24 protein-coding genes are annotated in these 26,569 nt (G+C 39.0%); 14 read left to right on the forward strand and 10 right to left on the reverse strand.

Annotation, left to right across the window (positions count from 1 at the left end):
- Nucleotide 1 precedes the first annotated feature (1 nt).
- The gene (locus ACMZOO_RS03270) at nucleotides 2-1,048 is read right to left on the reverse strand and encodes an acyltransferase family protein (protein WP_440905369.1); all 1,047 of its coding nucleotides are present in this window, start codon (nucleotides 1,046-1,048) and stop codon (nucleotides 2-4) included.
- Between the two features lie 55 nt (nucleotides 1,049-1,103).
- On the reverse strand, nucleotides 1,104-2,531 hold the full coding sequence (locus ACMZOO_RS03275; protein WP_440905370.1) for an undecaprenyl-phosphate glucose phosphotransferase: 1,428 nt from the start codon (nucleotides 2,529-2,531) through the stop codon (nucleotides 1,104-1,106).
- Nucleotides 2,532-3,125: 594 nt separating this feature from the next.
- Between ACMZOO_RS03275 and ACMZOO_RS03280 the strand changes: the two genes are divergently transcribed.
- The 10 genes from ACMZOO_RS03280 (at nucleotide 3,126) to ACMZOO_RS03325 (ending at nucleotide 14,193) form a co-directional block, all read left to right on the forward strand.
- On the forward strand, nucleotides 3,126-4,340 hold the full coding sequence (locus tag ACMZOO_RS03280; RefSeq protein WP_440905371.1) for a hypothetical protein: 1,215 nt from the start codon (nucleotides 3,126-3,128) through the stop codon (nucleotides 4,338-4,340).
- On the forward strand, nucleotides 4,337-5,521 hold the full coding sequence (locus tag ACMZOO_RS03285) for a glycosyltransferase family 4 protein (protein ID WP_440905372.1): 1,185 nt from the start codon (nucleotides 4,337-4,339) through the stop codon (nucleotides 5,519-5,521). Before ACMZOO_RS03280 ends, ACMZOO_RS03285 begins: the two co-directional genes overlap by 4 nt.
- Complete coding sequence (locus ACMZOO_RS03290; RefSeq protein WP_440905373.1) at nucleotides 5,514-6,785, forward strand: O-antigen ligase family protein; 1,272 nt, start codon at nucleotides 5,514-5,516, stop codon at nucleotides 6,783-6,785. The genes ACMZOO_RS03285 and ACMZOO_RS03290 overlap by 8 nt, the downstream gene beginning before the upstream one ends.
- A gap of 13 nt (nucleotides 6,786-6,798) precedes the next feature.
- Nucleotides 6,799-7,875, forward strand: coding sequence for a glycosyltransferase family 4 protein (locus ACMZOO_RS03295; RefSeq protein ID WP_440905374.1), 1,077 nt, complete (start codon nucleotides 6,799-6,801; stop codon nucleotides 7,873-7,875).
- Nucleotides 7,865-8,620 carry a WecB/TagA/CpsF family glycosyltransferase gene (locus tag ACMZOO_RS03300; protein ID WP_440905375.1) on the forward strand — a complete coding sequence of 252 codons (756 nt, stop codon included), beginning with the start codon at nucleotides 7,865-7,867 and terminating at the stop codon, nucleotides 8,618-8,620. Before ACMZOO_RS03295 ends, ACMZOO_RS03300 begins: the two co-directional genes overlap by 11 nt.
- A gap of 2 nt (nucleotides 8,621-8,622) precedes the next feature.
- Nucleotides 8,623-9,810: an outer membrane beta-barrel protein gene (locus tag ACMZOO_RS03305; RefSeq protein WP_440905376.1), complete on the forward strand. Its 1,188-nt coding sequence runs from the start codon at nucleotides 8,623-8,625 to the stop codon at nucleotides 9,808-9,810.
- Entirely contained in the window at nucleotides 9,807-10,307 is a 501-nt protein-coding gene (locus ACMZOO_RS03310) for a polysaccharide biosynthesis/export family protein (RefSeq protein WP_440905377.1), read from the forward strand. The genes ACMZOO_RS03305 and ACMZOO_RS03310 overlap by 4 nt, the downstream gene beginning before the upstream one ends.
- An 18-nt stretch (nucleotides 10,308-10,325) precedes the next feature.
- Nucleotides 10,326-12,518, forward strand: a complete 2,193-nt coding sequence (locus ACMZOO_RS03315; RefSeq protein ID WP_440905378.1) for a GumC family protein — start codon at nucleotides 10,326-10,328, stop codon at nucleotides 12,516-12,518.
- Nucleotides 12,519-12,526: 8 nt separating this feature from the next.
- A complete protein-coding gene (locus tag ACMZOO_RS03320) occupies nucleotides 12,527-12,961 on the forward strand; it encodes a 3-phosphoshikimate 1-carboxyvinyltransferase (RefSeq protein ID WP_440905379.1) in 435 nt (144 codons plus the stop codon).
- A 185-nt stretch (nucleotides 12,962-13,146) separates the two neighbouring features.
- Nucleotides 13,147-14,193: a S41 family peptidase gene (locus ACMZOO_RS03325; protein ID WP_440905380.1), complete on the forward strand. Its 1,047-nt coding sequence runs from the start codon at nucleotides 13,147-13,149 to the stop codon at nucleotides 14,191-14,193.
- 71 nt (nucleotides 14,194-14,264) lie between these two features.
- On the opposite strand, the gene ACMZOO_RS03330 is transcribed toward ACMZOO_RS03325, so the two are convergent.
- Nucleotides 14,265-14,807 carry a DUF3833 domain-containing protein gene (locus ACMZOO_RS03330; RefSeq protein ID WP_440905381.1) on the reverse strand — a complete coding sequence of 181 codons (543 nt, stop codon included), beginning with the start codon at nucleotides 14,805-14,807 and terminating at the stop codon, nucleotides 14,265-14,267.
- Nucleotides 14,808-14,816: 9 nt separating this feature from the next.
- A complete protein-coding gene (locus ACMZOO_RS03335) occupies nucleotides 14,817-15,350 on the reverse strand; it encodes a chalcone isomerase family protein (protein WP_440905382.1) in 534 nt (177 codons plus the stop codon).
- A 161-nt stretch (nucleotides 15,351-15,511) separates the two neighbouring features.
- Between ACMZOO_RS03335 and ACMZOO_RS03340 the strand changes: the two genes are divergently transcribed.
- The 4 genes from ACMZOO_RS03340 to ACMZOO_RS03355 are packed head-to-tail and all read left to right on the forward strand — an operon-like array spanning nucleotide 15,512 to nucleotide 20,952.
- On the forward strand, nucleotides 15,512-16,234 hold the full coding sequence (locus ACMZOO_RS03340; protein WP_440905383.1) for an ABC transporter ATP-binding protein: 723 nt from the start codon (nucleotides 15,512-15,514) through the stop codon (nucleotides 16,232-16,234).
- On the forward strand, nucleotides 16,231-17,667 hold the full coding sequence (locus tag ACMZOO_RS03345; protein ID WP_440905384.1) for an ABC transporter permease: 1,437 nt from the start codon (nucleotides 16,231-16,233) through the stop codon (nucleotides 17,665-17,667). Before ACMZOO_RS03340 ends, ACMZOO_RS03345 begins: the two co-directional genes overlap by 4 nt.
- On the forward strand, nucleotides 17,661-18,926 hold the full coding sequence (locus tag ACMZOO_RS03350; protein WP_440905385.1) for a DUF3526 domain-containing protein: 1,266 nt from the start codon (nucleotides 17,661-17,663) through the stop codon (nucleotides 18,924-18,926). Before ACMZOO_RS03345 ends, ACMZOO_RS03350 begins: the two co-directional genes overlap by 7 nt.
- Before the next feature lie 16 nt (nucleotides 18,927-18,942).
- Nucleotides 18,943-20,952, forward strand: a complete 2,010-nt coding sequence (locus tag ACMZOO_RS03355; protein ID WP_440905386.1) for a TonB-dependent receptor — start codon at nucleotides 18,943-18,945, stop codon at nucleotides 20,950-20,952.
- Here the strand turns inward: ACMZOO_RS03355 and ACMZOO_RS03360 are convergent.
- The 6 genes from ACMZOO_RS03360 to ACMZOO_RS03385 all read right to left on the reverse strand — a co-directional run bounded on the left by ACMZOO_RS03360 (nucleotide 20,932) and on the right by ACMZOO_RS03385 (nucleotide 26,200).
- Nucleotides 20,932-21,450, reverse strand: a complete 519-nt coding sequence (locus ACMZOO_RS03360) for a DUF2878 domain-containing protein (RefSeq protein ID WP_440905387.1) — start codon at nucleotides 21,448-21,450, stop codon at nucleotides 20,932-20,934. The genes ACMZOO_RS03355 and ACMZOO_RS03360 overlap by 21 nt on opposite strands.
- A gap of 117 nt (nucleotides 21,451-21,567) precedes the next feature.
- Nucleotides 21,568-22,842 (reverse strand): class I SAM-dependent methyltransferase, encoded by a 1,275-nt coding sequence (locus ACMZOO_RS03365; protein WP_440905388.1) that lies wholly within the window; start codon nucleotides 22,840-22,842, stop codon nucleotides 21,568-21,570.
- Complete coding sequence (locus ACMZOO_RS03370; RefSeq protein WP_440905389.1) at nucleotides 22,814-23,659, reverse strand: DUF1365 domain-containing protein; 846 nt, start codon at nucleotides 23,657-23,659, stop codon at nucleotides 22,814-22,816. The genes ACMZOO_RS03365 and ACMZOO_RS03370 overlap by 29 nt, the downstream gene beginning before the upstream one ends.
- A 12-nt stretch (nucleotides 23,660-23,671) precedes the next feature.
- Nucleotides 23,672-24,979, reverse strand: a complete 1,308-nt coding sequence (locus ACMZOO_RS03375; RefSeq protein WP_440905390.1) for an NAD(P)/FAD-dependent oxidoreductase — start codon at nucleotides 24,977-24,979, stop codon at nucleotides 23,672-23,674.
- Nucleotides 24,979-25,701 (reverse strand): SDR family NAD(P)-dependent oxidoreductase, encoded by a 723-nt coding sequence (locus ACMZOO_RS03380; protein ID WP_440905391.1) that lies wholly within the window; start codon nucleotides 25,699-25,701, stop codon nucleotides 24,979-24,981. The genes ACMZOO_RS03375 and ACMZOO_RS03380 overlap by 1 nt, the downstream gene beginning before the upstream one ends.
- 70 nt (nucleotides 25,702-25,771) lie before the next feature.
- Entirely contained in the window at nucleotides 25,772-26,200 is a 429-nt protein-coding gene (locus ACMZOO_RS03385) for a nuclear transport factor 2 family protein (RefSeq protein ID WP_440905392.1), read from the reverse strand.
- Nucleotides 26,201-26,569 lie beyond the last annotated feature (369 nt).

A 26,569-nucleotide genomic window follows, 5' to 3' on the forward strand; every position in this document is an offset into this window, starting at 1 on the left:
CTCAAGTGAAATGACTACGCGCTGGGCGATCTAGTTTATTTCTAAACAGCGCGATTCTTTTGTTCTGTTTATAAAACGCTTTAAGTTTGGCTAGGCTAGGTCTCTCGACAAATACCAAAATAAAATGAGATAAGAGTAACGAAATTCCAAACGCAAAAATTATCCCAACAAATGGCTCAAGGTCCAAAGCATATGATTTATTGATAATAATGTAGCCCACATTTTGGTGTATCAGGTAAAGTGAATAAGAGATGGAGCCGAAATAAACAAAAACACTCGCCCCCAATAGCCTAACCTTGCCAGCAACAGCTAATCCGAACAGAAAATATAAACAACACAAGATGCTTGCGATTTGAGTTTGGTAGCTAACAAACAAAGATAGAATGGATAAAATAATAATTATATGTGTCAATTTGCTGAAAGTTTTGACTCTATATTTATAAAAGCAAATACCAGCCGCAAACAATTCTATATAATCTAAAAGTAAAAATGTTCGAATGCGATGACCCACAACCGTATCAATACCGAGAAATTCAAACGTTAGTGCACCACATATCCAAAAGATAAGTACTTTCTCAATATGTTCCATTTTACCCAAACAAAAAATAACAAAAATCCAAAAGTAAAATGTGAGTTCTATCGTTAATGTCCAATAGACGCCGTCGACATGATCGAGCCCCAGATATTCATGCAACATAGACAGATTAAAGAAAAAAGTCACCAAGCTAACTTCCCTATCGGGGAGAGAAAACATAGCCACGGCAAGAAATGTAATGGTTACAGAAAACCAAAAAGGCGGATAAAGACGACTGGCGCGTGACCAGATAAAGTCTAGTGGCTTATCAACTTTAGAAATTGTCCAATAGATAACAAAACCACTGATAATAAAAAATAGGTGTACGCCATACTGGCCAAATTTTAATATCTCCGGAACATTGAAAGAATGACCATAGATATCATGATATCGATTTAGATAATGATAGAGTACAACAGCAATGGCAGCTATCCCTCTAAGACCGTCCAGTTCAGTCAACCTTCTAGGTTCCATATTGCCCCCCGTGTAAACAAACAATTATTAAAATAATATGTGCAATAAAACCGCATCAATACGCGTTTTTGTCTACAACACCTTTAAAAATCGTAGCTACAACAATCTGAATATCCAGCCAAACTGACCATCTATGAATATAATCCAAATCGTATTCTACTCTCTGCACCATTTTGTTGATTGTTTCAGTTTCTCCCCTAAATCCGTTTACTTGAGCTAAACCCGTAATACCAGGACGTACTTTATGCCTTAACATGTACCCTTCAATTAACTTACGATACTGCTCGTTGTGCGCAACGGCATGAGGTCGAGGACCAACAACAGACATACGGCCTTGCAACACATTAATAAACTGCGGCAACTCATCCAACGAAGTTCTCCGTAAAAAACTGCCCAAAGGTGTCACTCTCGGATCATTTTTGGTTGCTTGAGTAACTGAAGTCCCATTTTCTTGCACCGACATAGATCGAAATTTATAGACAGTGATGGCTTTGCCATCTAACCCATAACGCCTTTGTTTAAAAATAACCGGGCCTTTTGATGTGCATTTAACAGCACCCGCGATAACCAACATCGGAACACTTATTACCAATAAAATTACCGATGCTAATACAATGTCCTCAAGTCTTTTCAACAATTCACTGGCACCTTGAAAAGGAGTATCAAAAACACTCAAGGTTTGAATTGAGCCAATATTTTGCCAACGGGCATTCAATAAATTGTATATAAAAAAGTTAGGGATAATAAAAACAGTTGCTGTGGTATCGCTACATAAGTTTAGTATTTGCATGATGCGCTTTTCTGCACTCATAGGCATCGCAATATATATATAATCAACCTCATTATTTTTCGCTTTTGCTAACGCGTCAGCTACCGTACCAGTGACTTGATTACGAAATTCATGTGCGAGTCTTGCTTGATCTCTGTCATCAAAAACACCTTGCAACTTAATTCCTAAATGATCATTTGCCAACAACTGATTCGCTAAACTATATCCCAGTTGATTAGCGCCAATGATAATGGCTGAGCGCGAATTTAGGCCACTTTTGCGACAGTAAAACAACATCTCCCTTAACAGCAACCGCCAACCAAGCAATAAGAGAAAGCTCCCACCCATCCAAGAAAGGAAAAATGTATGATCAAAATTAATCCATTGCGGCAGAAAAAATGACGCAGTAATTAAACTGACCGCACTGCATAAACAAGCTAGCGAAACGAACTTCAACATTAAAAATAACGATGCGGCACGCCAAGAGCGATATATATCGAAGGATTCAGCAACAAGCTGATAAACCAAAATGTAGATAGCCAATTCTGTCAAGATATCCAACTGTTCAACTTGAATACTAAATAATTTGACTAGTAATAAATAGCTCAGTACTAACAACGTAATATCAATTATGCGGTATAGCGTTGAAAAACTATTTACATTAGATTGAATAATGCCTTTATGACTGCGATTGCGAACAGAGATACTATCCATACAAAGTCTCCACTGTGTCATTCAGATTATCGTAGCTATGGGCGAATGCCCAATACTGAATACGGCTTGGTTGACCAGATAAGTAAATATGACTGGTTGCTCCAACTCCAGCTGGTTAAAAAACCTGCAAAATCCAATCCAAAAAGTCACATGAACAATTTGATAACAAACAAATCACACTCGAACATGCGATATTTCATATCGTGTATAACAATCATTTTTTTTGTCTAATTATTTAGATAACACAAAAAACACATAGTTAACATACTGATAATAAAGAAAATTCACCAAAATAGTTCGTTCCGCACCAAAATATCCCACGAACAACGCACAAAAACACATCAAGAACCAAAGATATAGTACCAATGATAAAAACAACCAAATTAAATCCTTGATTATTCAAGAATAAAAGCTCAAAAAATTAAATCAGCCCACTTTAAACGACGTACTGGTACATAAAATGCACAGCTTAAAATGTAGTCAGAAAACTCTTTTAAGTGTTTCGCTAATAACATCAAGGAGCTAGATATGACCCAAAAACTCACCATACAAAGCAGCAAGTCACCTCAACTAGAAAATTAAATAGAGGTGCTCATGATTAAATTATTAATCAGAAGTAGCTTTATCTTGCTAGCAAGTCTCAGCATAGCCACGTTAAATTCCGTTTTATTAGCTCGTATTTTGGGCTTGGAAGGCAGAGCCGAATTTTATTACCTATTTCTCCCTTTGAGTATTTGCCCTCAGCTATGCAGTTTCGGTTATGCGAAATTAAGCCTAATGCTGGCAAGCCAGCATAATGGGCAAAACATTCGGTTATATTCTCTACACACTTTGTACGCAAGCATATTCTTTGGCTTGATTTGGAGTGGCCTGTTTTATAGCCTGTTAGGCCATGAAATCAATATTGAATTCTACCACTATCTGTTATTGACTATGTTAGCGTGCTCAACATTTTCTATAGCTGTTTTTTTAAGTGGCTTAAATTCATTAGATGAAAAATTTGTCATAGCCGACATCGTAAAGTTTGTGACGCCTAGCCTAAATTTATTGGGTTTATGTTTAGCCCATTACCTGAAGCTAGAAGATGCCGCATGGGTGTTTTTACTGCAAATCGTAACGCGCACCATCGAACTTGTGTTAGTACTAAATCTATTTAAGAAACTATTCAATCGCCTTCAATATTCAACCCATACAGAATTAAGCAATTCTGAAAAAGAATATCGTAAAAATTCTTGGTATGAACAGCTTAATACCCTGATATTTAACAATGTCGATAAAGTGCTTATTGCCTTTATCGCAAGCAAAGCTGAAGTAGGATTATATGCAGTGGCCGCTGCACTTGCGTTAAATTTGCAGCACGCAATTCAAAATGTCATCTCGATATTTTTAGCTAAGTATAAATCGATTGCCGAGCCCGAGTTTATTCGGGCAAGTTATACGTTCCTTTTAATATATTTATTTGTAGGTTTACTCGGTTTACTACTGTGTTTGCTAGTTTTACCTCACATTATCCCTATGCTATTTGGCAGCGAATTTAGTGGTGCAGCTGTAATAGCCAACTATTTATTTTTCAGAGTCTTTTTGGATTCAGCGAGTCGAATAACTAGTCAAAAGTTCATAATTTTTGGCAACTTAAAACCTGTATTAATCAGCCAATACTTTTATTTGACAACAATTTCTCTGGGCATCCTAGCTGCGCAATGGCAAAACGATTTTATATTGTTTTTGCAAGTGAGTCTTATTGGCGCCTTCCTCAACCTACTGCTAATCAACTTGTCGGTAATTAATTGCATGAGGGGTAAAGCATGAAAATTTTATTCGTAAATACTTTATTTGACCCTATCGTAATCGGTGGCGCAGAGAAGTCATTAAAAAATTTAATTTTAGCCTTGGTTAAATACAAAAAAATCGATCCAATAGTTGTCACACTTAATAATGAACACCAAGATAAAATAGAATATGTTGATGGGATAAAAGTTTATCGATTAGATCATCGTAACTCTCGATTCATATTCGATGATAGCCACAACAAGATAAATAAAACGATATGGCACATAAAGGAATTCGACAACAAAAAATTTAGCCCAATCTTCAGCAAAATTTTTAATTATGAGAAGCCAGATCTCATCCATACAAACAATTTGTTAGGCTTTTCATCAATACCTCTGCTAGTAGCACAACAAACGAAAATTCCAGTCATTCATACTATTCGAGACTATTATTTTCAATGTTACCAAAGTAGTAAATTTAAAAGAGGCAACAGTTGCGAAAAAATGTGCGTAGCTTGCCAGTGCCAATCGAGTAAACGCAGGGCTCGCTCTCAACTAGTCAAAACTGTCGTCGGCAATAGTCGATATATTTTAGATGATCACTTAAGAGAAGGAATCTTTACCGACGCGGTCAACAAAGAAGTCGTTTACAACATTAACGATAGCCCATTGTCCAACCCAGTTAAACCTTATCCAAAAAACAGAGTTATTAAACTTGGCTATATAGGCCGGTTGCATACCAGTAAAGGCATTGTCGAACTGGTAAAATTACTCAAGAATAATAGCAAATACCAACTGTTAATTGCTGGCAAAGGCGATGCTGAAGCGACAATCCAAAAAGAGATCCAAAGCAGTAACAATATCTCTTTGCTGGGCTATGTGTCTCCAGAAGTTTTATTCAAGCAAATTGATGTCCTTATCATGCCTTCTTTATGGCATGAACCACTCGCACGAACTATATATGAAGCGTATGCTTTTGGTATCCCAGTAATAGCGTCAGACACAGGCGGCTCGCCCGAAATAATTTTTCCGGGTAAGACAGGCTACATATTCGACCCTATCGATTTTTCACAAATACCCGCCCTACTAACAAAAGTTTTCAGCGACGAACAGCATTATCAGTTAATGTCCAAAGCCTGTCTCAGCTATAGCCAAGAGTTCCGTTCAGAGGCCATCTCTGAAAAATATTATGACCTGTATAGGACGACGCTGCATGAATAAACATAATATTTTTCAAAGACATCAGTTTATGTTTTTGCTGATAGTTTTCGGGCTTATAATTTTTGATGGCTATCGAATTAGGATAGATACAAGTTTTTCAATCAAACCTTTTTTGCTTATTTGTGTCGTTTTATCGCTGTGGGTGTTGCGAAAAAGAATTCTCATCCCTCTGCACTTTGGATATTTTTTACTTTGGTATGCCTCTTTATTTATCCCGCTCATTTTCGGCAGTGTTTTATCCTGGTCGCAATATGTGGTCATTCTAACTGGCCATGCACTACTCACAGCATTTTTACTATCAGCATATAACTTTATTATTTACAAACAGTTCAAGCTAATTGATATGTTTGACGCAATTGTATTACTGGGAATTATCTGCGCCGTAGTAGGTATTTTGCAGCTATTGTTGTTTGCGGTTGGTATAAACATTGGCATTAGCCATTTTGACGACATTGGCGTGCCACGGGCAGAAAGCTTCTTCTCCGAAACGGATTGGCACGCAATGTTTGTTGGTTATTGTTTGTTGGCTGCTTATTTTACTCCGAGCCATTCACGTTTCTATCGCTACAAAAGCTATATACTTTGGCTGCTAGTATTCGCGTTACTCAGTTCATTTGGCCGAACAGCTATTTTAGGTGTGATTACTGCATTCGTTTTATACAAAATTAGCTTACAAAGCTTTCAACAAAACATCGCTCAACTGACTCGATTCATAGTTGTAGCCATTCCAATATTTATAGTTTTTTTACTTATTGCGCCTGAATCTGTTGTCACGCGTTTCGATGTTTTCTCTAACTTGGAAAACCCAGAGTTAGACGCAGGGGCAATCAACTCTCGGTTGTTTGCAATAAACATGACATTGGATTTTATCCAACAAAATCCATTTAGTGGGAATGGCGCGGGTTCGCTAAATTATTTGGCCTACGACGAAGAGATAAGAAACAAATATGCATACGGCGGCGGCATCAACTCAGGCCGTGGTGGTACCAACATATTTTTAACTGCGCTATTTGATGCAGGAATTTTTGGCTTACTAATATTAATTCTTTTGTTATGGAAACTCATTTTCAGTAGTTATTGGTATGCCCGCTTCAGCCAAATTGAAATCAACTATTTTTTAAAATTTATCTTCCTAGGCAACATCTATTTTCTTGTGGAATGCCAAGCAAACAACATGATCCGCATGCCAATTTGTTGGATAAATTTAACCCTTTTTTGTTACGCCACTTTGGTATCTCGTCAAGCATGGCAAAAATGTATGTAATGAAGGAGTATTCATGAGAATAGTGCATATTGTGCGTCAGTTTTATCCCAGCGTTGGTGGGTTAGAAGATGTAGTTTTTAACCTAGCCACGTCACAACAGCAAGCTGGGCATCAAGTCGCGATATTTACGTTAAATACTAACTATCAAACAGGCGAGCGACTCAGTGTGCAGCAAACTTACCATAACTTAACTATCTACCGCTTTAACTGGTTTGGCTCTACCCGCTACCCAATATGCTTTATTCCAGCGCAAAAATTAAATGCCTATGACATAGTGCATGTACACGCAGTTGATTTTTTTATCGACTACATAAGTTTATTAAAACGGTTAAGCTTGATTAGCAGCAAACTTGTTTTAACCACACATGGCGGCTTTTTCCACACCAATAAAAACGCCAAACTCAAACAGCTATTTTTCAAAACCATTACCCCATTTAGTTTGAGTCAATGCCAAGTTGTCACCTGCTGTGGGATCAACGATTTCGAAATGTTTAAACCACTACATCAAAAAACCTATTTAATTGAAAACGGCGTCAGCTTAGAAAAATTTGGAGTAAAAACAAAATCGACCAAACAAGATATCTACGTCTACCTAGGTCGTTTTAGTAGTAATAAACAAATAGATGCACTAATCCAACTATTTGAAAATACGCCTGATAATAATGCAAAACTGTATTTAATTGGCCAGTCAAAAGCTGGTGGTGAAGAGATACTAAAAAAATATGACAGTGCATCACCCTTACAAAGAGTTGAGGTAAAACTCGATCAATCAAATGAACAAATAACCCAAATATTATCGCAAGCTAAGTTTGTCATTAGTGCGTCGAATTACGAAGGATTCGGATTAAGTGTTATTGAACTTATGTCATATGGCTTAGTTCCTCTGTTAAATGAAGCTGTGCCCTCATTTAAACGATTTGTTGCAGAATCAAACACAGGTGCGACATTTCAAATAACACAGCAAGATTTTCAACAAAAATCGCAGCAACTCATAAAAGACTGGGACGAATCTAAAGCACAATTAGCCAAACTATATGCGAATCAATTTAATTGGAACCAAGTAAATCAGAGGTACTTAGATGTTTATTAATACTCAACAAGTACAAGATCCCATTTTAAAAAAAATGCATTTGCTTGAAGAAAATAAAGTTGAAGCTTTTGTAAAACAGTTAGCTGAGATTAGCCAACCAACTTCGCTAGGTTTTATTAATCAACACGCATATAACCTAATTCAAAAAAATGGCGAAACCAAATTTAACTTCGACCACCTCACTTATAGGCTGCGTGACGGCTCGGGTATGGCAATGTGTTGTAAACTCAATAAATGTCCTAGTGGCGCAAATTTAAACGGCACAGATTTTATTCCCAAATTGATAAAACATATTCAGCAGTCGCATCAAAAGTCAGTAAATTATTTTGTTTTTGGAACCGAACAACCTTGGTTGAGTAAAGGCACACAGCGCTTATTAAATAATGTTCCATGCACAACCCAACATGGCTTTGCACAAGCAGACAGCTACTTAAGTTTGTTAAACCAACAACCACAAGCAGAGTTTAATGTAGTTATTTTAGCTATGGGAATGCCCAAACAAGAATACGTCTGCCAGCTACTCAGCCAACAACTAACTGGCGCTTGGCTGATCATTTGTGGCGGAGCAATAATTGACTTTTATGCAAACAGATTCGAGCGCGCGCCCAAAGCCTTTAGACAAATGGGCTGCGAATGGTTGTACCGATTGATAAAAGAACCTAAACGACTATTTTTTAGATATGTTGTTGGTATTCCTTTATTTTTTTCTAGAATCTTCATCAACCGCTTAATAAAAGTGGAGTGAATATGCATAAAACAGCCAAGTACATATTAGCAATAAACCTATCACTTATAACCTGCCTTAGCCAAGCACAAGAAGGTGCAATTCGCTTAGCAGAAGGTATAGAGTTAACATCCGGCATTAAAGTTAATTACCTACACGACAACAACGTCTACTTTGCTGAATCATCAGCGGAAACAGCCAGCGTACTACAAACTTCACCTCTAGTTAAAATTGACTTAACCGCTGAAAATTACACAAGTCAAATAGAATACGCAGGGCAATATGGCCAATACTTAAACATTGAAGAAGCCGACTATTACGATCAAGTATTCGCAGCAAAGCTCTCAAACAGTGCACATTCTAAGCACAATGTCCAAATTGGAGCAAAAATTATACAAGGACATCAAGCTCGTGGTACAGGCTTAACCGAGTTTGATGCAAATATAACCAGTAGCGCGATTAAATTTAATCAATATCAAATGAACGGACGCTACGAATATGGCAGCCAAGGCGCACAAGGAAAATTAGCCATTGGGGTCAATTTAAGCCAATTAGATTATCGAAACTTCAATCAACTAACTCAAAGTAAAGACTATGCTAAATATAGCTACTTCAGCGAATTTGATTACAAAATTGGCAAAGTAACTGCCCTATCAATTGATTTCAATCAAACAAAAATCCTTTATAAACATAGAGATAATAATTCTATCAGTCGAGACAGCAGCGAAAGCAGATTACTCGTGGGCGTAAAGTGGGCTGGCTTATCCCACCTAACAGGTCAAATTAAATTTGGTTTTCAAAACAAAAAATTCAATGATGCTGCCAGAGAAGATTTTAACGGTTTAGCAGTAGACGTTAACTTGAATTGGCAAGCAAGCAGTTACTCAGAATTTAGCGTGTCGGTGGGTCGAGCAACCAAAGAACCTTTTTCAAATGGTGACTATATTGCCGAAAATAGCACGAAACTTGCTTGGTTACATTCGTGGTCAGCTTTTTTTAAAAGCCAACTACAAATTGGATATAGCAACGACGATTATGTAGGTTTGGATAGAACCGACCACAGCCGACACTTAAAACTAGGTCTAAGTTATTTGCCGATTAAAACCCTTCGTTTAACGGCCAGTAACCAGATAGATGTAAAGGACTCAACCCTAAATCAGATTGAGTATGACAAAAACATGCTCAGTTTAACCTTGGAGGTGTTATTGTGAGAACCGCACTATTATTATCGCTTCTCTGTTGGCAGTTTAGCTGTATAGCAAACGACTACAAACTAGGTGTAGGCGATCAAATTCAAATTTTAGTCTACGAAGAAGCCGACCTAACCATAGAAACGACCATTAACGATAATGGACAAATAAACTTTCCATTTTTAGGCAACATAATGGTTGTTGGCAAAACCCCTCAACAAGTTCAAACATTAATTGCGAATGGGTTGAAAGGTGATTACCTGCTTCATCCTGTTATTAATGTTTCGGTAGTAAGCTACCGGCCCTTTTATATCCACGGCGAAGTAAAAAAGCCAGGCGCTTATCCCTACCAACCCGGGCTGAATGTTGACCAAGCTATTGCGTTAGCTGGCGGCTTAACAGACAGAGCATCCGAAAAAAAGATCACGATAAAATCAGAACAAGAAAGTTTGTCAGGGCAATTGTCCAGTACGATATCACCGGGTGATACAGTCACAATCAAACAAAGTTTTTTCTAACCAAGGCGGGGAATGGATATGCAAAAATTAGAAATTTCACCTTACGAACCTATTGTTAACGTAAAAACATACACCCGTGCAGTTATAAAAAATAAATGGTGGATTAGCCTATTTGTTATTGTTGTAACTATTTTTTCTGCTCACTACATAGCAGGTTTGGCGCCTCAATATCAAGCGACAACCTCATTGTTAATCAAACCAGAAAAAGACAAAGCAATTTCAATAGACGAGGTATATATTCTTGACGCTAGTAAAAAAGAATATTTGCTCACTCAATTTGAAGTTTTACGCTCAAAAGCAATAGCAGAAGCAGTAATAGACCAACTTAACTTAGCGCAAGATCCAGAATTTCAACTGGGTGAAGGTGGCATCATAAGCCGACTGAAAACCACCTTTAGACCCTTGTTGCCCGCAGCAAATAAAAAAGATGAACTGACAACCGAACAACTTGTTCAAGCTAGAAAAGCGAAACTGATTGAAAATTTCCAGAAGCGAATTTCGATAACGCCAGTTAATAACACTCATGTAGTAAAAATTTCTTTTAAAAGTAACTCTGCTGCGCTCAGTGCCAAAATAGCCAACAAAATTGCAGATGTTTTTATTCAACAACAAATCAGTAAACAATTAGAAGTGACCGACAATGCAATTGTGTGGTTAAAAGACAGGCTAAATCAGTTAAGACAAGATTTAGATAACTCTGAGTTTAAACTACAAAGCTTTAGACAAAGTGAAAACCTGTTAGATATTCAGGGCGTTAAAAGCATTGCAGCCGATGAGTTAGAAAGCTTGAACGCCAGCTACCTAAAAGCTCAAGAAAAACGTCTGTCAATTGAAAGTACGGCTTTATTAGTTAGCACAAGCTCGCGCGATAACATTGAAGCAACAGGTAGTTTGGCTGAAATAAGCAACCACCCTGTTATTCGAGAAATTAAACGTTCTGAGATAGATGCAGAAAAGAACCTAACTTTGTTAGCACAAAGATATGGGCCAAAACATCCTAAAATAATAGCGGCTAGCGCTCAGTTAAACGCCCTGCGCGATAAACTTGCCTTAGAAATAGTTAAACTAAGCCAAGGTATTGAAAAGGATTTAACAACCGCAAGAGAGAACGAAAAACAATTACTCCAACAGCTTGAAAAGGCTAAAGAAAATTTTCAACATATTAGCAGTAAAGAACTCGCCTATCTAAAACTTCAACACGAAGTTGAGGCCAATAGAAAGCTATATGACATATTCTTAGCTAGGCTGAAAGAAACGGATATCGCCAGTGATTTTAAAACAGGGTTAGTGCAAATTTTGGATGCTGCCGAAGTGCCATTACTGCCGAGTTCTCCAAACAAATTGTTATACGTGGCTATCTCAGGTGTTGCTGCCTTTGTTTTATCTGTGTTGGTGGTAATAGTTAAACAAGCCATCAATCAACAAATTAGAACTCCTGAAGATGCAGAAATGGCGCTCTCTCAAAAGCTTCTGTGCTTCACACCCAAACTGAAAACTAAGTACAGAGCTACTGCACCTAGCAGCTGGTTTACAAACCCCAAGTGCAAATCTTTTGCTGAGTCGATTCGTTCGTTACGAACAGGAATTGCGCTATACAATGTTGACCAACAACCCACAACAATTGCGGTAACCTCAGCCATACAAGGTGAAGGCAAGTCATCTATTGCAATTAATTTGGCACTTGCTTATGCGCAAATGGGTAAAACATTGTTACTAGAAGCAGATTTACGACGCCCTAGCCTCGCGACTGCACTTGAATTGAAAGGCCTAAATTCAGGGCTATCAGACGTTTTGGCCACCAACTGCACTTTAGAACAAGCCATCATTCACCAAAACGATAGCAATTTAGACGTGCTAGTTGCTGGTTACATTGCGCCTAATCCTCTGGAATTACTGGGCTCCAATAAATTTAAAAGCTTATTAATCGAACTAGCCAATCGCTACGATAAAATCGTTATAGATACGCCCCCTGTATTACCTGTAACTGATAGTCTAGTTTTAGCTCAACTTGTTGATTCAACTATCTATGTACTTAAAGCCGATTCGAGCAAAGTTAACATTGTAAATAAAGGCCTAGAACGCTTAGCGGAAGCAGACATTCAAGTAGCTGGCGTTGTGCTTAATGAAGTGAATATGAAAAATAACTTCTTTGAACGCCATTATGGCTATGCAAGTTATGAAGCCTATCCAACCAAAGAAGTAAAAGCTTAGGTAATTCTATGATAGACAATACGATAAGCGAACCAAATCAAAAAACAGTTAGTGTTGAACAGTCGCCTGAAATTAAACGGCTGTTTCAACGCATCCCAGCCAACGTAGCTAAGTCATTTACCCCAGAACAAATAATTCATCTTAAAAGTGCAATTAACAATCGAGGAGGTGAACATTCAATTGACGTTAGGGGTACAGTGTCTTTGTTTAAGTGGCGTTATTATTACGTTGTTCTAATCGGGAAAAATAAGCGGACACTTTCAACAGCCGAATTACGAATGGCGAAATTAATAAACACCATATTCTTAACAGGCCTTATTACCTTTATATTATTAATCAGTCTGCTAACCATATATATCATTAAATCAGCACTTGGGATTAACGTATTCGAACACTTCTCCTTAGGTATTTGGGATTGGTTCAAGAGCAACTTTCTAACTTAACCTATAAAAGATAGCCGTTTAAACCAATACTTAGTCAAATAACTCAACATCAAAACAAAAATATACATATTTAACTAAAAATATAAAAATAAATCTATAATTATCAGTACATTAGATTAATTGGCGCACTTTCTGCCTTTTGTTCTTCAAGATTAGTTACCTATCAGAAAAACAAGAGGAAATTTATGCTGTCCAACAAAGCTAAATGGGGCGTGTTTACCTTAATGTGGGCTTTTATTATTTTAAGTCCGCTCATTCATGCACAAGAAAAAGCATCTTCAACAAAACGAACATATGGGCAAATCAATTTTGTTGAACTAAGTAAACAAATAGCTGCGCTACAACAGCAATATCATTACAACCCAGCTGAATTAAATAGTGCTGAATTTAAACAGATACAAAACAAGGTGCTTAAACTTGCGGAGCAATCTAACGATTTAGAGACCTTTATTAGCGAGTTTAACCATTTATGGCAAAGTGGTCCCTTCTCACATGTGCGTTTAGCACCAGCACAAACAGATGCTAAATCACTCGCCGCTTATTTAGATAAAATGAATGTTGGTAAAGACGCAGTACAGCTTAGTTGGCCGCAAGCGGATACAGCTCGCATGGCAATAAATACCATGATGGGTGTAGATACAATTGAAAACATTCATCAAGCTTTTCTAGAAATAAACCAACACAAGCCAGCCAAGCTGATTGTAGATTTACGCAATAATCATGGCGGTGCATTTGCGGTAAAACCTTTAGTTGAACACCTAACCGAGAAAAAATTAGATGTTGGTGTATTTGTATCTCAGCTTTGGTTTACCAAACATTCACAACCACCACAAAAGCAGCAGATAGCGCAAGTAGCAAGTTGGAATGGTTGGTCTATTCAACGCTTTTGGCAAGACGTACAAGCAAGTCCATTTACCCGAGTGCAAATGCAACCTACTGCCCCGCACTATTCAGGAAAAGTGTATTTATTAACAAGTAAACAAACCGCAAGCGCAGCAGAAATGGCGGCAGATGCGTTATCACAACTTGAAAATGTAACCATAGTCGGTGAAACAACAGCAGGCGAAATGCTTTCACAAACCATTTTTGACCTGCCCCACCAACTGCACTTATTTATACCGGTAGCGGATTACTATTCTGCGGTAAATGGCCGAATAGAAGGCAAAGGTGTGAAGCCTGATGTTCAAATGAAAGCGAATCAAGCGTTGCAACATGCGTTAAATAACTCTTAAAAAATTACCTTAACGACCGCTAAAGTAATCATTAAAGGCATAATGATTACTTTAGCGGTCAATAGCTCAACTCAAACCTTCTCTATAAACAACACTAACTCACCTACTTTGATGCCAAATTTAATGATGTCGGTTTTGTTGAATAAGCGTTTTTCGTCGACTAGGTACATCCAATCATCTAGGTTAACTTGCATTGTGCTGTCGTTGTAAGGAATTTCCAACACATAGCGCCAATGCAAAACAGAGCCATTAGTAGTGCCATAAGCTTTACCGATAACATCACCAGCAGTGCCAACGTACGAATTATCAGCCAGCTTTTCCAGCTGCCAAATACGGGTTTGTTTTTCACCATCATCAAACTCAAACCACTCGTTAATCGTACCGTTTTTGCCTTGCCAACTGGCTTGTAAATCTACTTTAAAACGACGAGTTAATTTACCACTGTAATCAAACAAAACACCATAAGCTTTGAGCTCTCCATCGAAGAATTCGTCTAATTTCAATTCAGGGTTAGTATTTGCATAATCATTTATATTGCTTGAACAGGCAGCCAGCAATACTGCAGAACTGACACTTGCAAATATTTTAGTTAGTTTAGAAATAACACAGCGCATACAAGCTCCTTAATTTAAATCAGCTAAACCGAGCAATTGCTCGCGTAAATCAGGTCGAGACGTTTTTGGCGACAGCCAAATAGCCAAAAAGCTTTTACCGAACTCAGGATCAGCAACATCACCGAGCAATGTCAGTGACTTACCACCCGCCTTTCGATAAAAAAATTGGCTTGTTCCATCCAGCTCCACCCGCACAACCAAAGTGTCGTTTTTAGTAATTTCAGGCCAAATATCATCCAACAATTTCAGCCAACTATTTTGGTTTTCATGAGTTAAACCAATGTGCTGCCACTGTTCTTTCGTCGCATCTATTAAATCTTTCTTTTTAATATCTCGTAGATAGGTAATTTTTAACGCTTGTGGGTAATCGGTTAGGTCTAAGGTTTTGCTTGGTAGATAAAACTCAGCATCATACAGTTTCCAAAAATACACCTGCATAGTGCCTTGGCCATGTTTATATAAATCACGCAAAGGTGACGGCACTTCCGCCGATAAAGAAGTGCTAACAACAGCTGTTAACCACACAAACACAGATATTTTCATTAGTATCAACTCAGTAAAAACGCTTGTGTATGTGTACGTGTTTAAGTGAATACTGGTTCACTCCTCTATAATTCTTCCCTCTTTAATTAATGTTATTGTATAACATTACAATAAATGACATAATCTAACCGTTATAACATAACAATATAAAGAATAGGCAAATGAAAGATTCGGTTATATCTGCAAACAACTTATCTGTGGCTTACGCCAACCAACTGGTTTTAAACAAAGTTAATTTCTCGGTGGCACAAGGACAAATATTTGCGCTGTTAGGTGGTAATGGTGCGGGAAAATCCACAACCTTAAAAACATTTTTAGGCACAGTAAAACCCCAATCAGGAAGTGCGAACATTTTGGGCAAACCTGTCCATCAACACATAAATACCAGCCGTAAACAAATAGCGTATTTACCTGAATCCGTCATGTTGTATGGGCATTTAACCGCAATTGAAAACATTCAATATTTTCTGTCACTTGCGGATATCCAACAAAGTGTGCAGCAAATTGAAGACGCGTTAACCCAAGTGTCCTTACAGCCGCAAGCATGGCATAACAATTTAAGCCAATATTCCAAAGGCATGCGCCAAAAAACCGCGATTGCTTTGGCTTTGTTGCGCCAAGCACCAATTTTATTTTTAGACGAACCAACTTCAGGGTTAGATCCAGCAGCCATTGACGAATTTAATCAGTTAATGAGCCAACTCGCGCAAGCCGGTAGCACCATTTTTATGGTTACACATGATGTCTATGGTGCGTGCCAAGTCGCAAACAAAATTGGTTTACTCCATCAAGGTGAATTGATTAGTTTATTTAACGCTGAGCACAATCAAACCATAGATACAGAAACTGTCCACAAAGCTTTTGTTCGAGGTATCAGAGCATGAGCACCCTATTAATTATTGCGCACGACGAATGGCGCTATTGGCGACGCTCTAAATTGGCGTTAGTCGCTATTATCATTTCTATTGTGTTGGCGTTAACTTCTGTGGTTTTAACCACAATCTCAGTTGCAGATGAAAACCACCAGCGCGCCCATTTACAGCAGCAAGCTGAACAAACTTTTATTGACCAACCAGACCGCCACCCGCACCGTATGGTTCACTACGGCCATTATCTGTTTAGAAACTCAACGCCGCTGAGTACTATAGATCCAGGGATAGACTCATACACAGGTAAAGCAATATTTTTAGAAGGTCATAGACAAAATTCAGCAACCTTCTCTAATCAACAACACAGCAGTCAATTAACCGAATTTGGCCCTTTATCGCCTGCGTTTGTATTACAAACCATTGCCCCATTGCTGTTAATTTTAATTGGCTATAGCGCCATTAGCCGAGAAACAGAAGCCGGCACACTGTCTTTTTTGCTTGCGCAAGGTTTGAGCTATTGGCAAATACTTTTGGGCAAAGTGGCTGCATTATTTAGTGTCAATTTATTGGTTTTAAGTCCATTTATTTTGGGTTGCCTATTGGCTGCAAGTCATGGTGAATCGAGCGCAATAATAGTTACTTTTATTTTTAGCTATATGCTTTACCTATTAATTTGGACACTATTTATAGTGGCGATATCGGCGTTAACTAACAGCAACAACAGTAGTTTTGCCATGCTGATTTGTAGTTGGCTGTTCGCTTGTTTATTGCTTCCTCGAATTGCCGCTAACACAACTCAATACTTAGTAGAACAGCCGAGCAAAATAGAAAATGACTTTGCAGTAAAAGCCAAATTGCGCGAGTTAGGTGATGGGCATAACTCAGCAGATCCTGCATTTTTGCAACTCAAAGCAAATTTGCTTGCGCAATACCAAGTCGAAAAAGTTGAAGATTTACCGGTTAATTTTCGAGGCATAGTTGCACAAAATTCAGAAGCAGAACTAACCAAGATACTCAACACTTTTGCCGAAGAGCAGATGCAGCGCGAACTAAAGCAAAGCACAACCAACCAACTGTTTGCATGGTTAACCCCTGCACTAGCGATACGCGGTTTATCTATGCAATTAGCCGGAACAGATATCAGAAGCTACCACAAGTTTTTGCGCGAAGCAGAACAAGTTAGATACGAATTTGTGCAGTCGCTCAATAAAGCGCATGCAGAACAATTAAATTATCAAACGGATATTAATCGTTACCAAGACAGCCAGGCACTGCAAAACGCCAGAGTGTCAGCGAATAACTGGCAAATTCTGAACAACTTTGAGTTTAAACCATTCAATGCAGAGCAAAGGCTGACACAAAGCAAATTAGCCTTAATGCAACTGACGTTTTGGCTAATTATCTTGGCTGTTTTCCTCGGTTTAATTGGGAGAAAAGGCCAATGTTAATTTCATTTAAAGATATTAAACGTGAAGCAAATTTTTTGCTGAGACAAAAGCGTATTTTTGTCCTTTTACTCATCACCCTAATGTTAACTAGCTTTGCCCTGTACACAGGTATTATTGAAGCGAATAAACAGCAACAAAGCATCACTCGCTTATTACAAGCGGATGCGCAAGAACAACAAATTGTATTTAACAGCAAAAATGATTTTGGCAGCATCGCCTATTACAACTTTCACCTGACTTACCTACCGCCGTCACAGCTCGCATTTGCCGCTATGGGCAATCGTGATACCCACCCGTGGAAACACCGCATTAGAATGTTAGCGCTGGAAGGACAAATATATGAAAGTGATATCGGCCATCCTGAATTAGCTGCAACAGGTCATTTTGATTTTGCCTTTGTATTGAGTGTGCTACTGCCGCTGATATTAATTTTATTGTTGCATGATCTCTTTGCCAACGAACGTGCAGCCGGCCGTTATGACTTACTCACAGTCACAGCTTCCAGCCCACTTAAAATATGGGCTACACGCGCACTTGTGTTAACACTCAACCTATTTTTAACCCTGATTCTGCCCTTTATAGTTGCCGCAGTATTTAACCAAGTAGCAATCTCGCAAATTATCTTAGTGAGTTTAATTTGTTTGGCGCAAATAATTGTTTGGGCTGCTATTTGTTACGGGTTAGCGAAAACAAATGCGCCTGCACCACGTTTAGCGTCCATTTTACTAAGCATTTGGTTAATCACAGCTTTTGTTATCCCTGTAGTGGGTGATGCAGTAATAGAGCAGCAAATCACCAGCCCAAATGGTGGTGACATATTAATGGTGCAACGAGAAGCGGTAAACGATGCGTGGGATCTACCACCACAAACAACATTCGACGCCTTTACTCAAACTCACCCTGAGTGGAAAAACCATACCAACATGAACAAGATGTTTGAATGGAAATGGTACTACGCGTTTCAACAAGTTGGTGACCAACAAGCGGCTGAACTTGCTAAAGCTTATAGAGAAGCAGCCAAACAAAAATACCAAGCAGCCAATTGGTTGAGCGTATTGTCGCCAAGCATAGCAGTGCAAAGAGCCATGACGCGCTTAGCCAACACAGATGCGATTACCAGCGCCAACTACCAACAACAAGTGCGAGATTTTCATGCAGAGCTGCGCAGTTTTTATTATCCATTGATATTTAACCAAGTTGAATTTGACCAGCAGCAGATCGCCTTACTGCCACAGTTTTCAGCCAATTCACACAAATAAAAAGTAGGACCAAAAAATGTTGTTTAACAAATATAAAATTTCTCAGGTTAGTTTAGCGCTAACGGCTGCATTTTTATCACAGCAAGCAATTGCAAAAAGCGCCAATGACACAACCGAAAACATAGTGGTTATTGGTAAATACCAAGGAGCTAAACCAAACAATTTAGCTGGCAGTTACGAGATAATTGGCCGCGATCAGTTATTAGATTTACACGTAGACGACAATGTTGAATTGTTTACTAAGCTGCCGGGCATTTCGCTTTCACGCTACAACCAAGGGCCAATAAACGCTGATTTATCCATCAGAGGGTTTGATGGTGATGGCGGCTCGCCACACGCAAAACTCATAATTGATGGTATTGCGACAAACCTGCACCAAGGCTACGCCGAAATGGATCAGATATTTTCTTTAGGTATCGACTCAATTCAAGCATTTAAAGGCACTAGCGATGTTCGTTATGGGCTTTTTAACATTGCCGGCAACTACCAAATAAACAGCCGCAGTGATGTAGACACAACCCAGATAGAAGCAACATATGGCAGCTATAACACCACAGAACTACAAGCCTACACAGGTCAGCAAACGGGTAAATTAACCCATAACTATTCATTAGGTTACCGACAAAGTGAAGGTTATCGCGACAACACAGATTTAGAGCGTTATGCCATTGCTGGTAAATGGTTTTATCAAATAAATGCCGATATAAAACTAGGTTTTATCAGTCGTTATGCACATTTTGATGCTGACGCGCCTGGCTATTTATCTAAAGAAGCCGCACGTGCCAACCCTACATCATCAGCCAGTTATGCAAGCGAAGATGGCGGCGATAAAACAACGGTTCACAATAGCATTCATTTAAACAGTCAATTCGATCAGGTAAAAATTGATGCAAATGCCTATTGGCAAACTTTTGAACGTGAACGCTGGGTGCGTTTTAGCCAAGCAGGTTCGCTGCAAAATAGATATGACGACCAACAACAAACCGGCTTAAATTTAAATGCCCAATATCAAATAAATTCAGCTTGGACGTTAACCGCTGGTTTATCGCACCAACAAGAGGATGTGATAGAACAAAGATTTGGTACAACAGGACAAAGCCGTATTCGCGACACCAGCAACGTAATCCGCAACTATGATTATAGCCTAGACAGCACTGGGGTATTTACCTCAGTAGAAAACCAGCTGACCGACAATTTTAAATGGAATTTTGGGGTTAGAGCTGACAAATTAGCTGGTGATTTTGTCCAAATTGCAGCAGATGGCACACAAAACAAACGTGACATTTACGACTTTGGCTGGATTGTACAGTCGAAACTAAATGTTTTTTACCAAGCAACGCAAAACTGGCAATTATTCTTTAATTTTGGTGAATCATTCCAACATCCATATGGTTCATCTTTATATACAGCTGGTGATGTAAACAGTCGTGATGTTTCAAAAAACGTCGGTTGGGAAGCAGGCACCTCATTTAGCCCAATTACAGGCTTAAATATCAGATTATCAAGCTGGCAACAAAACGCCAAAGACGAGTTTGTATTGGTAGATGGCACATCAGTAAACGTAGGTAAAACTGAGCGTAGCGGCTGGGAATTAGCAGCATCTTACCCAATAAATGACAACTTGAGTATTTGGGCGAACTACTCGCTGGTTGACACTAAAATTGTTAACCCAGGCGAAGCTGGTGCGAGCAATATTGGCAACGAGCTTAGAAGTATTCCGGAATATACAGCCTCGGTTGGTATAGATGCTTATATCACAGACCAGTTTAAAGCATCGTTACATATTGATAGCCAAGGCGATTATTACGTAAACGAAGCGAATGAAGGTGGACAATACGGCGACTACACATTAGCCCATATGAGTTTTAATTACACATTGGATAATTTGGACATTAGCTTGAATCTAAACAACCTGTTTGACCAATATTACGAGTATGTCTACGACTTTAGCAGCGACGGCAGCGGCACTATTCATTCACCGGGTGATGGCCGTAATGCGTCAATTTCAGCACGATTTACTTTCTAAGATAAAACGTTGGCAATAAAACCGACTTAAAGGCAAAAAGATGGCCCAAACAGCTGCATAGGTAAGCAAAAACATGTTTTGAGATGTGCTGGTCTCAAACGCGCCAAGCGATAAACCACCAAAATAGCTGATTGGGCCAAAGGTTGCTCCTAACAAAACTACGTACTTAACTTGAATATGGTTCAACCAATTCAAACTATGGTTTAAACAAAAACTAAAAATCACCCAAAGTAACATTAACCAAATTGGTATAACGGTAGGTTCACCAACAAACTGCACCACCGCAAATTGCATTAATATTTGGTCGATTAACATGCCCACCAGCGCAACAGGCAGCACCTTAAAATCCAACTTTTTGGTAGGTGATAAAACGAAATGCAGGATGATTATCAGCAGCATAAAAACCACAGTCTGCTGCTGATAAAAAGCGGCCAACAACCAGCATAGTTGAAATAGAACTAGGTTAACTAGCCAGAATTTTTTAGAAAGCATTTGCATAATATTTCAATCTGCTAAAGCATTGGGATTACAGCTAGGCGGCAAACAAAGTCAGCCCTATGAGCATAGTTTACTATGTGATTAGGGTGACTTTGTGCAGGCAACGACGCTGTAATTTCAAGGATGACGCAGATTGGCGACGATATGATGGGTGGATATTACCCTCTCAAGGAAGGCTCCCTCACAGTAAGCCAAATAGTATAACCACAAACGTTTAAATTTATTGTCATAACCAAAGCGCTCAATATCTTGCCAATTTGCTTCAAAGTTATAACGCCAATCAGCTAAGGTTTTGGCGTAGTCCAAACCAATATCTTGCACATTATCAATCACCATATTGGTCGATTGAGCAAACTGCTGGGCAATTACAGATACCGAGGGTAAACAGCCGCCTGGGAAGATATATTTTTGAATAAAATCGACATTTTTACGGTAATGATTATAACGCTGGTCGGCAATGGTTATCGCCTGCAATAACATTTTGCCGTTGGGTTTTAGTAAATCGTTACACTTCTTGAAAAAGATTGGTAAAAACTCATGGCCAACCGCTTCAATCATCTCAATTGAAACCAGCTTATCAAACTTACCTTCTAGCAAGCGGTAGTCTTGTTTTAGCAATGTAATTTGATTAGCTAACCCCAGCTCAGCAACTTTGTTTTGTGCGAATGCAAACTGCGCGTCTGAAATCGTTGTTGTTGTTACTTTACAGCCGTAGTTTTGTGCAGCAAAAATAGCTAAACCGCCCCAACCTGTGCCTATTTCAATTAAATGATCTTGCTCGGTTAACTCAAGCTTATCGCAAATGGTTTTAAGCTTAACGTTTTGTGCTTCAGATAAACTTGTATCCGCATTTGGATACATCGCCGCCGAGTACATCATTTTGTCGTCTAAAAAGCGGGTGTATAAATCATTACCTAGATCGTAATGTGCGAGAATATTACGTTTCGAGCCTGCTTGAGTGTTTGAATTTTTCCAGCTTAGGATTTTGTTTTGCAGTTTATTTAGAAAGGACGATTTACCCTCTAACTGGTCAAGCTCTTGCTGGCAGCGGGCAAATACTTGGATCACTTTAGTTAAATCACTGCTTGTCCATTTATGATCAATAAAAGCTTCTGATGCGCCAATACTGCCACCTGTGACAAAATCGATATAACAAGTTGCGTCTAAAATGCGAATGCTTGCGACTAAATCACTGTTTTGGTTACCCAAACAAATGCGCTCAGTACCCTCTTCAATCACCAAACCCCCGGCTTGCATAGTGTTTAAAGTTGAAAACACCAACTTACGGCACTTTAAATTAAACCAAGACAGCCCCGTTAAACCCGCCAAAGTTTGGCCTTGTTCAAAGCTAGAATCAGCTGCTTTAATATTTAGATTGTGCGCTCGCTCCACTTGCTTCTCCTCGTCTTTTGTTTGATACACAGTTTTGATTAGGTAAAGGGTTTTGATAAGGTACAAAAGGTACTCGTTTAATAAATAGTTTTAATGCTTGCCAATAAATGGCACTCACAATTTTTAATGGCATTAACGGCACGGCTATGGCCGCTTGCAACAATTTAACCGCTGATACTTGAGTTTGTTTTAAGCTCATGGTGGCATCAAACAACTTAGTGCCATCGGCAGCATCAGCATGGCCTTGAGCGTGGTTTTCTATATGCACTAAGGCTTTGCCTTTAGTTAAGTTAATTCGCCACACGTAACGCATATCCAGGTTCATAAAGGGTGACACATGAAAACACTTGTCGGTATCTTGGGTGTTTTGCATATCCACCAAATAAAAATGGCGTTCATTCCATGGGGTATTACTTACCTCTGCCAACATCCAAGTTAGGGTTTCGCCCTCATAACAAAAGTAAAAATTAACCGGGCTAAAATACAAAGCTAAACCACGACATTGCGCCAACATCACCACTTTATCGCCCGACCAATTACCACCTAACTCAGCAACTTTTTGTTTGATACGTTGTTTAAGTGCCAATGGTTCAGTTTTATTTTGTGCATCTGAATTAGCCAGTTTTACATAATCAGACTGTTTAAAACGCACAGGGTTAAACCAACGTCTGCCAAACCAAAATTGCTCGTCCACTATTAAATCAATTTTATCTAAATCGAGCGCGAACATAGACAATTTATAACTAAACTCATGTTTAGCTTTATTAAAGCGACGGTGGCGAACAAAGCCTGAGTACAAGCCAGATTTAAGCAACATAAACAATTACCATCATAAACTCACACCAAAACGCTCGGCCACGGCCAATGCGCTTTTTACCCCGTCTTCATGAAAGCCATTAAACCAATATGCACCAGCAAAATGGGTGTGGTTTTGCCCACAAATTTCACTGCGGCGAGCCTGCGCGGCAATACTGGTTTGATTAAATACAGGGTGATGATAAACAAACTGCTGAATAATTTTGTTTGGGTCAATTTGCTCAGTTTGATTAAGGGTGACACAAAAAGTGTGTTTCGATTTTAGCCCCTGCAAAATATTCATGTTGTAGGTAACACAAGCTGGGCGATTAAACTCGCTTTCAATGCTGGATAAACCAATTTGATAATTCCAACTCGCCCAAGCTAATTTGCGCTTAGGCAGCAACGAAGTGTCTGTATGTAACACGACTTGGTTAGCACTATATGGAATGTCGGATAACACTTGTTGCTCGGCAACTGTTGCATCTTCTAACAAAACTAAAGCTTGGTCAGAATGGCAAGCCAGCACCACTTCATCGAAGTGTTGCACCTCGCCCGAATTAAACACAATTTCCACGCCCTGCTCATTTGTATCAAAATTACGACGAACAGATTTGATATCGGCATTTAATTTAATATTGTCTTTAAAACCTTGAATAAGCGGCTGAATATACTGGTACGAACCACCGGGAATAACATACCACTGCGGCCTGTCTTGAATGTTCAATAAACCGTGGTTATAAAAAAACTGAACGAAAAAGCGCAGTGGAAAAGCTTCCATTTTAACTAAGCTGGTCGACCAAATAGCCGCGCCCATTGGCAAAATGTAGTTTTGTTTAAAGTAGTCCGAAAAATGATTGTCTTGTAAAAAATCACCTAAGGTATGGTCAAGCGGCAGCTCGCGCCCTTCATCTAACCCCACATACAAGCGTTTGCACTGTTTGTTAAAGCGCACAATTTGTTTGAGCAAACACCAAAACTTAGGGTTTAAAATATTGCGACGTTGGGCAAACAAACTATTTAAATTATTACCATTGTACTCGAGCCCATTAAAATGATTAGTTACACTAAAACTCATTTCAGTAGGCTGTTTGCCTACACCCAATTTACTCAGCAGCTTTAAAAAATTTGGATAGGTACGGTCGTTAAACACAATAAAACCTGTGTCTATCGCGTGTTTTTCGCCTTGGTATTCAATTTCTTTGGTGGCAGTGTGGCCACCAATATAATCGTTTTGCTCAAACACAGTAACTTGGTGTTTTTGGCTAATTAAATAAGCTGCGGTTAAACCAGAAATACCTGAGCCGATAATAGCCACATTTTTACGAGAAGTTTGGTTCATTAAACAGTCATCCTTTGCGCGACTTTTTGCCAGACAAAACGTGGCAACAGAGTAAAAAATTTAAGAAAACAAATAAAAGCGAATGGAAAATTAATCTCAGCTTTGCCTGCAGCTATACCTTTAACTATAGCTTGCGCGGCTTGTTCTGCCGAAATAATGCCTGGCATATCAAAGTCGTTTTTTGCAGTCAGAGGTGTTTCAACAAAACCAGGGTGAACCACACTAACGCCAATGCCATGTGGTTTTAATTCTATTTCGAGAGTACGTGCCAAATAAGTTAAGGCAGCTTTAGAACTACCATAAGCAGTTGCTCGTGGAAAAGGTAAAAACTGCGCGCTTGAACTTACCAACACAAGTTGACCACCTTTTTTAATCAGTGGCAATAGGTGTTGTAAGCAATAGCCTACTGAGATCAAATTAGAATTGATAACCCGCGCAAATAACTCACCATCAAATTGAACTGGATCGTCTATATACTCGCAGCTACCAGCATTCAAAATAACAATATCAAGTAAAGATAAATTATCAGTAGCTGATTTAATCTCATTACTGTTGGTTAAATCACAGACAAAAGGATGAAGGTTTGGGCGGTGCAAACAAAGCTCAACTAACCTTTGTTTGTTACGGCCACCAGCGAACACCTCGTTGCCCTGTTCAGCGTAATGCAAAGCCAGTGCTTTACCTATGCCTGATGATGCGCCAGTGATTAATATAGATTTCAACCTACACCTACCTGCTTTTTATAGATAATAGGTTGATACGGGGAGTGCTAAAATTTGGATCAAATAAAGATTAAACTGCAGCTCTATTTTTTATGCTACGGACAAAACCACCCAAAATAGGTACATGCTCGTACAACATAGCGCCGACATCAAAGTAGTCGCGATGGCAAATAACTTTATTGCCAACAAATTTAAGCCGCGAATGCCCTTCAACTAAAATGGTTTCGCCTTTTTTTAGTTTGGGATGTTGGAAATGCATGGTCCAATACAGAAAAATCTGCTGCTCAGAAAAATGGCTTGATTCGATTTCAAAACGGCAAGACTGCACGTTTTCATACATATTAGCGAAGTATTGAGTGAGGTTTTCAAGACCCGAAATAATATGCAAGGGGTCTTGAAACACAATTTCTGGTTCGTAAATATCCGCCAGCGTAGCTAGGTTATCCTTTGATAATGACTGATAAACTTTTACAAAATTCTCAACCAAGTTCTTCTCCATAATCCACCTAAAATTAAATAGTCCGCTTAAGTTCTGAGTTGACTAGCAAAGGGCAAACTGAGTCGCTTGCCCGAGCATCGAAGCATAATCGTCGCAAAGACGCCTACCGCCGATAACATAAAAGTATTGAGGCGACTATTCATCCCTGAAGGACCGGCCCTGTCGTCCTCCATGACTCCACCTCATCAGACTGCGAAGCTGCGCTTCGGTTCTGATTCGCCCATAAAAAAGAGACTTTGCTCTCAATTATTGCTTTCACGCTCTCAGCTTTCAGTTGCCTGAAAATCCTCAATAACATTGAATGCCATAAAAGGAATAACACTCAAAGAGAAGGTTAGCATTAGAGCAATGGTTTGAGAAAAACTTCAA

The sequence above is a fragment of the Catenovulum sp. SX2 genome, from assembly GCF_052056295.1.
Classification (GTDB): domain Bacteria; phylum Pseudomonadota; class Gammaproteobacteria; order Enterobacterales; family Alteromonadaceae; genus Catenovulum.

Coding starts and splice junctions, on each gene's coding strand:
- ACMZOO_RS03330 (WP_440905381.1), bottom strand. CDS start 14,807: ATGCGCTGTGTTATTTCTAAACTAACTAAAATATTTGCAAGTGTCAGT.
- ACMZOO_RS03340 (WP_440905383.1), top strand. CDS start 15,512: ATGAAAGATTCGGTTATATCTGCAAACAACTTATCTGTGGCTTACGCC.
- ACMZOO_RS03270 (WP_440905369.1), bottom strand. CDS start 1,048: ATGGAACCTAGAAGGTTGACTGAACTGGACGGTCTTAGAGGGATAGCT.
- ACMZOO_RS03335 (WP_440905382.1), bottom strand. CDS start 15,350: ATGAAAATATCTGTGTTTGTGTGGTTAACAGCTGTTGTTAGCACTTCT.
- ACMZOO_RS03325 (WP_440905380.1), top strand. CDS start 13,147: ATGCTGTCCAACAAAGCTAAATGGGGCGTGTTTACCTTAATGTGGGCT.
- ACMZOO_RS03295 (WP_440905374.1), top strand. CDS start 6,799: ATGAGAATAGTGCATATTGTGCGTCAGTTTTATCCCAGCGTTGGTGGG.
- ACMZOO_RS03290 (WP_440905373.1), top strand. CDS start 5,514: ATGAATAAACATAATATTTTTCAAAGACATCAGTTTATGTTTTTGCTG.
- ACMZOO_RS03280 (WP_440905371.1), top strand. CDS start 3,126: ATGATTAAATTATTAATCAGAAGTAGCTTTATCTTGCTAGCAAGTCTC.
- ACMZOO_RS03355 (WP_440905386.1), top strand. CDS start 18,943: ATGTTGTTTAACAAATATAAAATTTCTCAGGTTAGTTTAGCGCTAACG.
- ACMZOO_RS03360 (WP_440905387.1), bottom strand. CDS start 21,450: ATGCAAATGCTTTCTAAAAAATTCTGGCTAGTTAACCTAGTTCTATTT.
- ACMZOO_RS03285 (WP_440905372.1), top strand. CDS start 4,337: ATGAAAATTTTATTCGTAAATACTTTATTTGACCCTATCGTAATCGGT.
- ACMZOO_RS03345 (WP_440905384.1), top strand. CDS start 16,231: ATGAGCACCCTATTAATTATTGCGCACGACGAATGGCGCTATTGGCGA.
- ACMZOO_RS03275 (WP_440905370.1), bottom strand. CDS start 2,531: ATGGATAGTATCTCTGTTCGCAATCGCAGTCATAAAGGCATTATTCAA.
- ACMZOO_RS03315 (WP_440905378.1), top strand. CDS start 10,326: ATGCAAAAATTAGAAATTTCACCTTACGAACCTATTGTTAACGTAAAA.
- ACMZOO_RS03320 (WP_440905379.1), top strand. CDS start 12,527: ATGATAGACAATACGATAAGCGAACCAAATCAAAAAACAGTTAGTGTT.
- ACMZOO_RS03350 (WP_440905385.1), top strand. CDS start 17,661: ATGTTAATTTCATTTAAAGATATTAAACGTGAAGCAAATTTTTTGCTG.
- ACMZOO_RS03305 (WP_440905376.1), top strand. CDS start 8,623: ATGCATAAAACAGCCAAGTACATATTAGCAATAAACCTATCACTTATA.
- ACMZOO_RS03375 (WP_440905390.1), bottom strand. CDS start 24,979: ATGAACCAAACTTCTCGTAAAAATGTGGCTATTATCGGCTCAGGTATT.
- ACMZOO_RS03385 (WP_440905392.1), bottom strand. CDS start 26,200: ATGGAGAAGAACTTGGTTGAGAATTTTGTAAAAGTTTATCAGTCATTA.
- ACMZOO_RS03300 (WP_440905375.1), top strand. CDS start 7,865: ATGTTTATTAATACTCAACAAGTACAAGATCCCATTTTAAAAAAAATG.
- ACMZOO_RS03370 (WP_440905389.1), bottom strand. CDS start 23,659: ATGTTGCTTAAATCTGGCTTGTACTCAGGCTTTGTTCGCCACCGTCGC.